This is a genomic window from Candidatus Collinsella stercoripullorum, assembly GCF_027669965.1.
Taxonomy (GTDB): Bacteria; Actinomycetota; Coriobacteriia; order Coriobacteriales; family Coriobacteriaceae; genus Collinsella; species Collinsella stercoripullorum.
In genome coordinates, this window is sequence record NZ_JAQECM010000026.1 from 15,716 (window position 1) to 27,557 (window position 11,842).

Annotated in this window: 9 protein-coding genes and 1 other RNA gene; 7 read left to right on the plus strand and 3 right to left on the minus strand. The window is 66.4% G+C overall.

Translation table 11 applies throughout. The features are described from left to right. Positions 1-217: 217 nt before the first annotated feature. Entirely contained in the window at positions 218-2,392 is a 2,175-nt protein-coding gene (locus PHA29_RS06530; RefSeq protein WP_270848741.1) for a lectin like domain-containing protein, read from the plus strand. 97 nt (positions 2,393-2,489) lie between these two features. Here the strand turns inward: PHA29_RS06530 and PHA29_RS06535 are convergent, their stop codons facing one another. Together PHA29_RS06535 and ssrA are read right to left on the minus strand one after the other, a co-directional pair. Then, positions 2,490-2,942, minus strand: coding sequence for a hypothetical protein (locus PHA29_RS06535; RefSeq protein WP_270848742.1), 453 nt, complete (start codon positions 2,940-2,942; stop codon positions 2,490-2,492). 332 nt (positions 2,943-3,274) lie between these two features. Beyond that, positions 3,275-3,642, minus strand: a transfer-messenger RNA (tmRNA) gene (ssrA, locus tag PHA29_RS06540). 260 nt (positions 3,643-3,902) lie between these two features. Here ssrA and PHA29_RS06545 point away from each other — a divergent pair. The 6 genes from PHA29_RS06545 to PHA29_RS06570 all read left to right on the plus strand — a co-directional run bounded on the left by PHA29_RS06545 (position 3,903) and on the right by PHA29_RS06570 (position 11,164). Beyond that, a complete protein-coding gene (locus tag PHA29_RS06545; protein ID WP_270848744.1) occupies positions 3,903-4,772 on the plus strand; it encodes a patatin-like phospholipase family protein in 870 nt (289 codons plus the stop codon). A gap of 234 nt (positions 4,773-5,006) precedes the next feature. Next, positions 5,007-5,450 (plus strand): 50S ribosomal protein L13, encoded by a 444-nt coding sequence (gene rplM, locus PHA29_RS06550; RefSeq protein ID WP_270848745.1) that lies wholly within the window; start codon positions 5,007-5,009, stop codon positions 5,448-5,450. A gap of 3 nt (positions 5,451-5,453) precedes the next feature. Beyond that, entirely contained in the window at positions 5,454-5,849 is a 396-nt protein-coding gene (rpsI, locus tag PHA29_RS06555) for a 30S ribosomal protein S9 (RefSeq protein WP_270574109.1), read from the plus strand. Between the two features lie 182 nt (positions 5,850-6,031). Then, positions 6,032-6,529: a PTS sugar transporter subunit IIA gene (locus tag PHA29_RS06560; RefSeq protein ID WP_270404970.1), complete on the plus strand. Its 498-nt coding sequence runs from the start codon at positions 6,032-6,034 to the stop codon at positions 6,527-6,529. A gap of 75 nt (positions 6,530-6,604) precedes the next feature. Beyond that, on the plus strand, positions 6,605-7,348 hold the full coding sequence (gene nagB, locus PHA29_RS06565; RefSeq protein ID WP_408612035.1) for a glucosamine-6-phosphate deaminase: 744 nt from the start codon (positions 6,605-6,607) through the stop codon (positions 7,346-7,348). Positions 7,349-8,146: 798 nt separating this feature from the next. Further along, the gene (locus PHA29_RS06570; RefSeq protein WP_270848757.1) at positions 8,147-11,164 is read left to right on the plus strand and encodes a BTAD domain-containing putative transcriptional regulator; all 3,018 of its coding nucleotides are present in this window, start codon (positions 8,147-8,149) and stop codon (positions 11,162-11,164) included. Positions 11,165-11,214: 50 nt separating this feature from the next. On the opposite strand, the gene yhbY is transcribed toward PHA29_RS06570, so the two are convergent. Then, positions 11,215-11,514, minus strand: coding sequence for a ribosome assembly RNA-binding protein YhbY (gene yhbY, locus PHA29_RS06575; protein ID WP_270404968.1), 300 nt, complete (start codon positions 11,512-11,514; stop codon positions 11,215-11,217). Between the last annotated feature and the right edge of the window lie 328 nt (positions 11,515-11,842).

The window sequence follows — 11,842 nt, forward strand, 5'->3', positions numbered from 1 at the left end:
GCATCGTGATACGACGCATTTACGCCGATAGCCCATATGCTTTCGGTTGGCATGCGTTCGTATCCGTTCATGCGGTTTCGGTCTACAACCGGGCGCCATCGGCGCCCCGCGGCAGTCTGTGCTGCATGCGTCGTCCGGGGATGCGGCATCGTGGGCTCCGATGGGAGGCGGGGTCACGGCGTAGAAAGTATTCGATATTCGGAGAGGCTATATACGTATGCGTGCTGCACATGAGGACAACGCCGGTCCGCGCCGCGCAAGCAGGCGGCTGATTGCCGCGTGCGCCGGTTTGGCAGTGGCCGCGATGGCATTCTCCCCTGTATCGGCGCTGGCCGATACAGGGGACGCATCGTATGCCAGTGCGGTGGAGCAGCTGGAAGAGACCCTCGATGCATCCCGTTCTCTCAACGAGGAGATGTGTCGCGTGCGCGAAGATGGCGCGATTATCATGCTCAATCGTGCTGGGTCCTATTCCGGTGCGGCCTCGCTCCAGATCGACGTGCCCATCAGCCACATCTCCAGCTTCGCCTCGGTCAAAGACCAACGGACCCTCAATTCCTGCTGGGCGTATGCGGGCATCTCCTCGCTCGAATCGTCCTATCTATTGCAGCACGGAATCGACGCCCAGCGCACGGACGCCGTCGATTTCTCGGAGGCCCAGGTGGTCTTCGGCACGTTCAATGGGGAGACGTCCGACGGGTCACTGACGGGTGAGCAGCTGCAGACTGCGGACAACGACCATCTGATCGCATACGATGGCGCCTACGGTTACGGCACGCCGGGAAACTGGCTTTTCGTTGCACGTACCCTGGCGGCCGGAAGAGGCGTTTCGCTCGAGAGCGACGTTCCCGTTCTCGGCGAGGAGGATTGGGTCGATGTGGAAGGCACGGCTGAGAGCGCGGCTCTCCAATACTCGCTCAGTCGGTTTCGCCTCGACGCAGCTTGGGGACTTCCCGAGCTGAATGTCCCGGACGATCTCGAGGGATCCGTCGCGTCCACCCATCGAGATGAGTCCGTGCTCGCCCTGTGGAAGCAGGCCATCTTGGAACAGGGATCGGTATCTGTGCTCTATCAGGCGGTTGGCGTTGATTACAACATGCTCTACTACCATCCGGATGCATCCTATTGGGACGTCTCCGATGCAGACAATGCGCCCGAGGCCGTCACCGATCGCCTGCAGCCGAACTACTGGATTTACAACCCGGCGGTGATCGACGAGGGCGGTGTGACGAGCGGCCACGTGGTGAGCCTCGTCGGGTGGGACGATGCGTACTCGCGCTGGAACTTCGCGACCCCACTTATCGACGGCGACGGCGTCGAGCGCGACTACGACCCGGACATCGCGCAGGTTGAGGAGCGCGGAGGCGAACGCTACATCGTTCCCAAGGGCGACGGCGCGTTCATATTCAAAAATTCGTGGGGAGAAGGTATAGAGGACGGCGAGGGAGAAGAGTACACGCTGGGCAACGACGGCCTGTTCTACGTCTCCTATTGGGAAAAAAGTCTGACCAGCCCGGCCGTGTTCATGCTCGATTCGGCTTCCGACGGGTCGTCCTACGACATCATCCAGCAGTATGATGGCAGCGTCGTGGATGCGTATACCTCATTCGGTGATGCCGCTTTCGACGGTGCGAACGTGTTCACCGCCGAGACCGATCAGGATCTCGAGGCGGTCGCGGTTTGGATCGGTGGCGACGATGTCGAAATGAGGATTCGCGTATACGCCGATCTCGAAGACCCGACCGATCCCCAGAGCGGGACGCTGGTATATGACCGGAAGGAGTACTCTGCCTACATGGGATACCAGACTATCGTCCTGGATAAGTCGGTGCGGTTAGCGGCGGGCGAGCAATTCAGCGTCGTGGCGAGTTTCACCACAACTGATCTGTCGGGAGCCGAAGAAGCCTTCCTTCCGGTGGAGTGCTCGGCGAGCGTGTACGGCGATGTCGACGTCAAGGTCGATGCGGGTCAGAGTTTCATCTCCCAGTCGCCTGCCGACGCGGAAGATAGGATCTGGGTTGACGTCGTCGACCTCTATCAGGACTCGGAGATTTGCTCGGGCAACCTCGCCATCAAGGCGCTCTCCAATCCGATCGACGAGGACGATGAAAGCGGTTCGGGACAGGACGACGGCAAGCCCGATGCAGGCGAGGGCGATCAGGGTGAGAGCGGCCAGCAGACAGGCGCGACCGATGGGAAAGACCCGGATAGCGAAGCTCATGCTGGCGATAAGCCCACGACGAGCGACGAAGCGCTCGCTGCGACCGGCGATGCCGCCGCGGTGGCACCGGCGATCCTGATAGGGCTCGCGAGCGTTGCGATATCGGGCGCGGCACTCTGCCGTCCGCATTCCCGCTGCCGCAACGACGGGACGGGGTCCGGGCGGCGTTGACGAGTCCTTGAAAGGGCCCATCGAGCCTGTCGGCCGCATGGGGGCGCGGGTTATGCCCCCATGCGGCCTCGGTCGGGCCGACGAGCGGCCGATCGGGTTAGAGGGTCTCCACCGCCGCCTTGACGGAGCGGACTTCGGCCATGCGCGCCGCGGCCTCGAGATTGCCGTCATGCTCGATGGCCGCAAGCGAGCGGTACATCCACGCGTTGACGTTCGGGTCGGTGTCCGTCTTGGGCTTCATGGCGATAGCGAGGTGCTTAAGCTCATCGAGCAGCTGCGTCTTGATGCCGCCGAGCTCGAATATGTTGGCGATGTCGTGAGCGGGGACGCCGCGCTTCTCGCTCACGTGGTCGATGAGGCCGGTGATCGAGGAGACCTGTTCGTCGCGCTGGTCGTCGGTCAGGGAGTCGTCCAGAGATGCGAGGCCGTTGATGACTACGGATGCGGGATGGCCGCAGGGGACGAAGTCCTCGATGCGGTCCATGGCCTGCGTGATCGTGGCGCCGAGGCCGACGAGCGCGCCGGCGAGCTGTGCGTTTTGGTCGTTCATGGATAACCTCCTTATGAGGGCAAACGAAATGCGGGCTGAACGATAGGGGTGTGCTGGGCGCAGTTCAAGGTTTATGACGGTTTCTTCATCTGTGTGGAGAAACCCTGATGCGGACAATATGGCGCGAAATAGCGAAAAAGCGCAGGTAGCACCCCTCTATATGAAATCGATTCCATATACCGTTCACCGATTGCACAAACGTCTGCGATCCGGATGTTGAAGTTGATGCGCACGCGTGCCGCGAGAAGCCTCGCGTGCGGGACGCTCGATGGCACGAGCAGATATCCGCAAGAAAAAAGCAGGTAGAGATAGATCTACCTGCTCGCGATGTGTGGTGGAGGCGCGGAGAATCGAACTCCGGTCCACGAAAGCTCCCTGATCGGCATCTCCAGGCTCAGTCGCTGGTTTGATCTCGGATGCATTGCGCGCAGCGACACGCTCGCAGCACCCTAACCGGTTCGATCTTAGCCCGCGCCATACCGGTTACGTGCGCGGGAGCACTCCCCTCAGATGACATCGGACCCGGGTCGGGGAAACTCCCGGGAGCGACGTGCCGCTATCTAATTAAGCAGCAAGAGCCAGCTGGGGCTCAAAAGAAGAGTTCTTGTCAATTCGTTTGACAGTACCCCTGTTTAACGTGGCGAGGAGACCACGGCCTGCTTCCTCTCTCAGAACTATCGCGTCGAAACCAGTCGCCCCCTCATGAAGAAGGACACCGGGCGGCACCGCCGCTCGACGTGTCAAGGTTCGCACAGCCCAACGGGTCGTGGGCTACGTATTCTACCACGTTCTCGCCGTGAACATACGGTGGGCTGCCGGATACGGGCAGACGGTCGTCACATGTGGCCGTGCGCGGGGTTTCGGCTGCCGCCTTCGCATTATTCGTGTGCGGGTTTGCCGCGGAGCCCTTTGTGGTAGAAGAGCACAAGACGAAGGGGCGCGCGGGAAAGAAGGCATCGGATGGATCAGCGTGCAGCGAATGCGGGCAAGACGGCTATCGTCCTCGAAGGCGGCAGCTTTCGTGGGCAGTTCACGGCCGGCGTGCTCGACGTGCTCATGGAGCACGGCATCCAGCCCGACGCCTGCTTCGGCGTGTCCGCGGGCGCCCTGAACGGGCTCAACTACAAATCCCGTCAGATCGGCCGCGGCAACCGCGTGAACCTGACCTTCTGCAACGACAGCCGCTACATCGGCACCAGGTCGTTCGCGCGCAGCGGCAGCCTCATCGGCTACGACTTCATGCTGAACGACGTGCAGGACCGCATCGACCCCTTCGACAACGAGGCGTTCCAGGCGAACCCGCTGCGCCTGTACGCCGTGGCGACCGATATGGTCTTCGGCACCGCTGCGTACCTGGAGGTCGCCAACGCCGTGCTGGACATCGACGTCGTCCGCGCGTCGACCTCCCTGCCGCTCATCACCCAGCCGGTCGAGCTCGACGGCCACCTCTACCTCGATGGCGGCGTCGCCGACTCGGTGCCGGTCGAGCACGTGCTGGAGGAGGCGGGGTTCGACCGCGCGGTCGTCGTGCTGACCCAGCACCGCTCCTATGAGAAGGGCCCCTACGAGTTCATGTCCGCCGCCCGTGCGCGCTACGCCGAGTACCCCTATCTGCTCGAGGCCCTCGAGACGCGGCACGAGCGCTACAACGAGCAGCGGCGCCGCATCTGGGAGTACGAGCGGGACGGACGCGTCCTGGTCGTCGCCCCGCCCCGTCCCGTCGAGGTGGGGCATGTCGAGCACGACCCCGTCAAGCTCCTCGAGCTCTATATCGAGGGGCGCCAGGAGTGCGCGCGGCTCCTGGACTCGATCCGGGCCTTCCTGCGGTAGGGCTCCCGGCCGCCCTGCGGGCCCGGATCGGGGCCTCCGGTTCGGCGCCGCCCGCTTCGCACCCCTGCCCAGACGGTCCCGGCCGCACCGGTCCGACCTCCCCGACATGTGCAGAAACTCTGACCGCGGGCGAACCGCGCATTGACCCCGTCGGCTGCCGCGCTATAATTCTTCAGTCATTTGCAGAGCCCCGTGAATCTCTGTTAAGACACGTACTGTACATGGAGGAGTCAAGTGATTCAGAAGTCGACTCACTACGCCAAGCAGGGTGAGGTCGCCCGCAACTGGGTCCTCGTCGATGCCGAGGGTGCTGTCCTGGGCCGTCTCGCCACGCAGATCGCCATGATCCTGCGCGGTAAGAACAAGCCGCAGTACACGCCCAACTCTGACTGCGGTGACTTCGTGGTGGTCATCAACGCCGATAAGGTCCAGCTTACCGGCAACAAGGCCGACCAGAAGGTCTACTACCGTCACAGCGGCTACAACGGCGGCCTCAAGGCCGAGAGCTTCCGTCAGGCCATGGCCAAGCACCCCGAGCAGGTCATCGAGCGCGCCGTCCGCGGCATGCTCCCCAAGACCACCCTCGGCCGCGCCCAGCTCAAGAAGCTCAAGGTCTATACCGGTGCCGAGCACCCGCATGCCGCTCAGAACCCCACCAAGATCGAGCTGGAGGCATAAAAGATGGCTGAGAACACCGTTGTTTACTACGGCACCGGCCGTCGCAAGAACGCCGTTGCCCGCGTCCGTATCGTCCCCGGCACCGGCAAGGTGACCATCAACAAGCGCGATGCCGTCGAGTACTTCGGCCGCAAGCAGCTTCTCGAGGACGCCCTCGCGCCCTTCAAGGTCACCGACACCGCCGGCACCTTCGACGTCATCGCCCTGTGCGACGGCGGCGGCATCTCCGGTCAGTCCGGCGCCCTGCGCCTGGGCATCGCCCGCGCCCTGCTGAAGGCCGGCGACTACCGTGCCGACCTCAAGCGCGCCGGTTTCCTCACGCGCGATGCGCGCGTCGTCGAGCGCAAGAAGTACGGCCTCAAGAAGGCCCGTCGCGCTCCGCAGTTCTCCAAGCGTTAATCGCTTCGCGGAGATCATCCGTTCAGGCGGGACCTGCCATTCGGCGGGTCCCGTTTTTTTGCCGCACGGTGCCGCGCTCACCGTCAGGTAGACCGTCTAAGGGTCAAAATCGACAACTCGCGGGAATCTCCGATGCGGTAGGATTGTGATAGCTATCCTTCGCACGGGTTACAAGGAGGGGCATGTTCAGCAGGTTTCTCAAGTCGTTCGGCCTGCGGAAGCGGAACAGCGTTCTGCTTTCGCCTCTGGCGGGCAAGGTCATCCCCTTGTCCGAGGTCAACGATCAGACCTTCGCTGCGGGGCTGCTGGGTCAGGGTGTCGCTATCGAGCCCACGGGCAACAAGGTCGTCGCGCCGTCCGATTCCAAGATCGAGGCGATCTTCCCCACCGGGCACGCGCTCGCGCTCCATACCGAGGAGGGCCTCGACGTCCTGATCCATATCGGGTTGGACACGGTCAAGCTCGACGGGAAGTACTTCCACGTCAAGGCGAGCGTCGGACAGACCGTCAAGCAGGGCGACGTGCTGATAGAGTTCGACCGCGAGGCGATCGAGCGGGAGGGGTTCGATGTGACGGCGCCCATCCTCATCTGCAACTCGGTCGAGTTCGCGAGTATCCGGGGGAACGTCGGCGATACGGTCTCTGAGCTCGACCAGCTCATCACCGCGCGGGAACGCTAGGTTGCAAGGTCGGTCGCGCGCATCCGCAGCGGGGCCGATAGGGAAGTCGGTTGATAGCGAGAAAAGGGGATCAACATGATTTCAATCGTACGGGCACGCGACTACGACGACATGAGCCGCAAGGTCGCCAACATCATCTCCGCCCAGGTGATCTTGAAGCCGGATTGCGTGCTCGGCCTGGCGACCGGCTCGACGCCCATCGGCGCCTACAAGCAGCTGGTCGAGTGGTACGAGAAGGGCGACCTCGACTTCGCCCGCGTCTCCACCTACAACCTCGACGAGTACCGCGGCCTTCCGGGCGACCACGACCAGAGCTACCGCTACTTCATGGACACCAACCTGTTCGATCATGTGAACATCGACAAGTCCCGCACGCACGTGCCCGACGGCATGGCCGAGGACTACGAGGCCTCCTGCGCCGCGTACGACGCCGCGGTCGCCGCCGCCGGCTATCCCGACCTGCAGCTGCTCGGCATCGGCAACAACGGCCACATCGGCTTCAACGAGCCGGACGACCACTTCTCGAAGGGCACGCACCTGGTCGACCTGACCGAGTCCACCATCGAGGCCAACAGCCGCCTGTTCGACAGCATCGACGACGTGCCCCGCCAGGCGTTCAGCATGGGCGTGCAGACGATCATGTTCGCGAAGATGATCGTCGTGGCCGCCAACGGCAGCAAGAAGGCGCAGGCCGTGCACGATATGTGCTTCGGCCCGGTGACCCCGCAGTGCCCGGCGTCCATCCTCCAGCTGCATCCCAACACGGTGCTCGTCGCCGACGAGGAGGCTCTGGCGCTGTGCGCCGACGAGTTGGCGTAGCCGCCCGTCCAGCCGCCTCCGCGGCGTCCGCAGCCGGCCGCATGCGCGGCGGGAGGCGGAAATCCGAGGGGGCCGGCACCTGATACCGATGCGGATCCCCGCCCCTCCGGGCACGGTGCTCGGAGGGGCGGGGTCTTTTGTGCCGCGATGGGGTCCGGGCGGGGCGGCCGCCGTAGGGCGATGGGCGGCACGTATGGGGTCAGCGCCTCCCGCTTCGAGGTGCGGGTGACCGTACGGGAGAAGGTCCGCGCGCATGGGGGCGGTGCGATCTGCGAGAAGGGACGCTGGAGCGAAACGGCATTGCCTCCAAATCCTGCCGTGCGAAGCCCTGCCGGATGGGCTGGGACGGGGTATGCGTCTCGCTCGATGCGCTCGGGCGCCGGCGTCGGTGGGGGCGCACGGGTTATCGACAGGAGGGCCGCGGTCATGCCGGCAATCCCGGCGGACCTTACCGCTATCCGACACGGTGGGAGATGCCCGATGGGTTGTCCGCTTTGTCACGTTGTAGACGTAAAATGAATAGAATCTTCAGAAAATGCGCTGTACCGTATGCTGCGCTTTGCCGAAACGGACCCGCGCGGCTCCACAATCGCTCGGGGAGCGATACGAGGGGATGGACGGTGCTGTTCGGGGGCGCGCCGTCCCGAGGGCCCCCGTCGGGAGACCTTCCCCGGAATCGGGGTGGCGGCTTACCGGGGTCTTACCGGCACGCGGAAACGGGGGAGAACCCCGTTCGCGCCCGGGGCGCCCTTCGATATCGTTGCTCGCGAGGACTTCGAGTGTGGGGAGCGAACGAAGATGTCGGATGGAGCGAAGGCCGTCGAATCGTCGGGGCGCGGGTACGGGGTCGAGCGATTCGACGCGCCGCCCATGGGGATCGAGACGGGGCTGACGGTGAGGCGCGAGCGGCTGCTGAGGGAGCTCGCGTTCAAGGCGGGTGAGGCGGGCATCGCGCTCGTGTGCGCCCCGAAGGGGTTCGGGAAGACGACCCTGCTGTTCCAGTACGCGGCGACGGTGCGGTCGGACCCGGAGCGCGGCAGCGTGGAGCTCATCGACGCGGGGCGCATGGCGAAGCACGAGCTGCGCGACCTGCTCGAGGAGATCGGGCAGGGGCAGCCGGTCGAGGCCAGGCCCCTGATCGCCATCGACGACGTCCCGCGTCTCGAGAAGGAGGAGGCGCGCCGCATCGCCGACCTGCTCCGCGCCCTGCGCGGACGCGGGTTCGAGGTGGTCGCGTCCTGCCTGCCGTCGAACCGGGCGTTCCTCTCGACGCTGGGGGATTCCGCCAAGATAGCCCCGCCCGCCCTGGCGGTCCAGCCAGGGGAGTACGCCCAATGGGCCCGGGCGTTCTCCATCGCCCCGTCGCTCGATGTGTACGAGCTGACCCAGGGCGTCCCGGCGCTCGTGGTGCAGCTTCAGGACGCCACGGGCGCCCAGATGGGAGGCAGTCTGCTCGAGGCGGGCATCGAGGAGCTCTACCAGGGCGTGATGGGGGAGCTGAGGCGCGAGCGGGACTCCCTGTACCGCATCGTCTGCCTGATGCTCCTCATGGGCTCGGGGTCGTTCGAGGAGCTCGAGCGCTCGGGGCTGCGGGTGAGGCAGGAGACCCGCTCGCGGCTGGCGCGCGACTACCCGGTCTTCGCGCTCGGCGGCGGGACCGGCTCGTTCGGATGCCTGGGGGACGAGGACGGGGCGGGGGTTCGCCTGCGCCGCGATATCGCGGCGCGGAGGCCGGAGTTCGCCACGCAGGCGGTGCGCCTGCTCATCCGGGCCGGCAGGGTCGATGCGGCGGTGCGGCTCATCGGACTCGTCCTCGACTCCCGTGCGGCGGCGGGCACCCTGGCGCAGTTCCCGGTCCACTTCGCGCTCGCGGGGCATGCGGCGTTCGTGAGCAGGGTCTTCGCGGAGATGGGACGCGTGCCGGCCGCGGGGATCGAGACCGGGGCGCTGCTCGCCGTCTACACGGCGGCGCTGACGGCGGGGGAGTACCACAACGCGCGCAGGGCGGCCGTGGAGCTGCGCCGCCGCGCCGATGAGATCCCGCAGCAGGTCGATCCGGCGGACTGGGGCGTCGCCCGCGCCCTGAGCGAGGCCTGGGGGCCGGTGAGCGGGACGGAGCTGCCCGAGCTCGACCGCGGGTTCTCCCCTGAGCGCGAGCCCCGCGCCGCGGCGAGGCTGCGGGCGCATGCGCGGGGGTACCGGGAGCTCATCGGGGGTAGCGGGGCCCCGCTACCCGCCGAGGCCCGTGAGGCGGCCCCTTCCTCCGCGGCGGACAACGCGCTCGACGTCCCCGGCGTGCTCCTCGCGACCGACCGGTGCCTGGAGTCCGCGCTGCGCGGGGACGGGGTCATCAAGTCCCAGCTGGACGACCTCGAGGATCTGGCGGAGGTGCTCGCGGAGCGGCGCCTTGTGCCCCTGTCCGTGCGGGTGAGGATGACGGCGAGCGCGTGCCGCATGCTCGCCGGCCTTCCCGTCACCGACGAGCGGGGGTTCGTGGACGCAGGGACGATGGCGGTGCGCGAAGGGGACCTCGCGACGCAGCTGTTCTGCCTCGCGGCGGAGGGATGGCAGGCGCTCGCGCTCAAGCAGACGGTCACCGCGCAGTTCCGCGGCCAGCAGGTGCTGAAGCTCGCGGAGCCGGGGCAGTCCTTCCTCCGCAGCTGGGGCACGATGCTCGAGCGCACCTCGTACCTGCGGGGGACGTCCCGGGTCAAGATCAGGGAGGATGCCGAGGCCCTCGACCTGTACCGGGAGGACTGCGGGCCCGCCGAGGCGTGGGCGGTGGCGATGCACCTGGCTGCCGCGCGGTTCGATTCCGAGCTGTCGGCGTGGTTCTCGCTCAACAAGGCGGTGATGCTCGAGCCCGGGTTCCGCCCCATCGCGCGCCACGCCCTGGCGCTGCTCGGTGCGCGCTGCGAATCCCTGCGCAGCATGATCCCGCGCGGCCTCCTCGCGCGCTACGTCCGCGGCGACGAGGCTCCCCTGGCGGAGCGGACGCTGTTCGAGGTGGTGAACGGCACCTCGGGGGCGGAGGCCGGGCAGGTGGTCATCAACCTGTTCGGGGGCTTCCACGTCGAGCGCAACGGGCACGTGCTCACCGATGAGATATGGCGGCGCAAGAAGACGAGCGTGGTGGCCGCGCGCCTGACGCTCAGCCTGGGATCGTTCGTGAGCAGGAGGACGATCATCGACGAGCTGTGGCCGGATGCGGGCTACTCGCGGGGGAGGGAGAGCCTGTACGTGACCCTCTCGTCGCTGCGACGGGCGCTCGGCCAGCGGGAGGAGGGACTCCAGTACCTGCTCACGCAGGGTGACGGCGTGGCGCTCAACGGGGAGCTCATATACTCGGATGTCAGGCGGTTCGACGGGCTCGCGCGCGAGATCCTGCTCAGCGGGGAGGATGCCACGTCGCCTCAGATCGTCGAGGCGAGCCTCAAGATGGAGCAGCTCTACACGGGTCCGCTGTATCTGCCCGATTGCGGCGACCCGTCGTTCTTCGCGCGGATGCGGCGCGCGTTCGCGACGCGCTTCGTCGACTGCATGGTCCGCGGGATCGATGCGGCGCTCGCGGCGGAGAACCTCTCGTCCGCCTCATGGCTCGTGGAGTCGGCGCTGCGGCACGCGCCTGCACGCGAGGACCTGATCAGGCGGGCGATGAGCGTATACGACCTCTGCGGGCGCCGGCGGGAGCTCGTCGAGCTCTACAACGGTCACCTGCACTACCTGAAGAACGAGCTCGGGGCGGTGCCCGAGCCGGAGACGAGAGCGGCCTACGAGAGGATCGTGGACCGGTCGAGGAAGGCGGTGATGATGTAGGGGGCGGGCCCGCGCGGGCCGCGGCGAACGGGAGCCGGCTGCGGCGGCCGTCAGGCGAGCTTGATGTGCTCGATGTCGGTGCGGGAGCTCTCGCGGTAGAGCGAGAAGCGGTGCCCGATCACCTGGACGACCTCGGCGCCGGTGCGCTCGGCGAGCTCGCCGGCGGCCTCGCGGGCGGAGAGGTCGGAGCCGTCCTGCACGCCGCACTTGATGAGCTCGTGGGCCTCCAGGCTCTGCTCGGCCTGCTCGACCACGCCGTCGCTGACGTCGCCGCGGCCGATGAGGATGACGGGGTTGAGATGGTGGGCGAGGCTGCGGAGCTGGCGGATCTGCTTGCCGGTCAGTGCCATGGGATGCGCGCTTCCTTTCTGCTGCGTGCGGTAGATGCCGGTACACGATAGCCCAGAGCTGGGAGAAAGGCCAGAGCGCCACGCATTCTCCGATATTTGGGCGAGGGTCCTCCCGTCGGGGTGCCGCGCGCCTATACTGGTCCGTACCGGCGCCGTGCGCAGCGGCTGCGGGACGACCGAGGAGGCACCATGGAAGACCGTTCGGGACATCGGGGCGACCGGGGGGTCGTCGCGCCCATCGACGCGGCCCAGGCCGCCCGCCGCGCCGCCCGGGCGGACGCGTCCGAGGTCGACCGGTTGCGCGCCGCGGCGGCGGGGAGCGCGCGTG

Bases quoted from the DNA above. Each gene is read 5' to 3' on its own strand.
- PHA29_RS06530 (WP_270848741.1), top strand. From the start codon at position 218: ATGCGTGCTGCACATGAGGACAACGCCGGTCCGCGCCGCGCAAGCAGG.
- PHA29_RS06535 (WP_270848742.1), bottom strand. From the start codon at position 2,942: ATGAACGACCAAAACGCACAGCTCGCCGGCGCGCTCGTCGGCCTCGGC.
- PHA29_RS06545 (WP_270848744.1), top strand. From the start codon at position 3,903: ATGGATCAGCGTGCAGCGAATGCGGGCAAGACGGCTATCGTCCTCGAA.
- rpsI (WP_270574109.1), top strand. From the start codon at position 5,454: ATGGCTGAGAACACCGTTGTTTACTACGGCACCGGCCGTCGCAAGAAC.
- PHA29_RS06560 (WP_270404970.1), top strand. From the start codon at position 6,032: ATGTTCAGCAGGTTTCTCAAGTCGTTCGGCCTGCGGAAGCGGAACAGC.
- nagB (WP_408612035.1), top strand. From the start codon at position 6,605: ATGATTTCAATCGTACGGGCACGCGACTACGACGACATGAGCCGCAAG.
- PHA29_RS06570 (WP_270848757.1), top strand. From the start codon at position 8,147: ATGTCGGATGGAGCGAAGGCCGTCGAATCGTCGGGGCGCGGGTACGGG.
- yhbY (WP_270404968.1), bottom strand. From the start codon at position 11,514: ATGGCACTGACCGGCAAGCAGATCCGCCAGCTCCGCAGCCTCGCCCAC.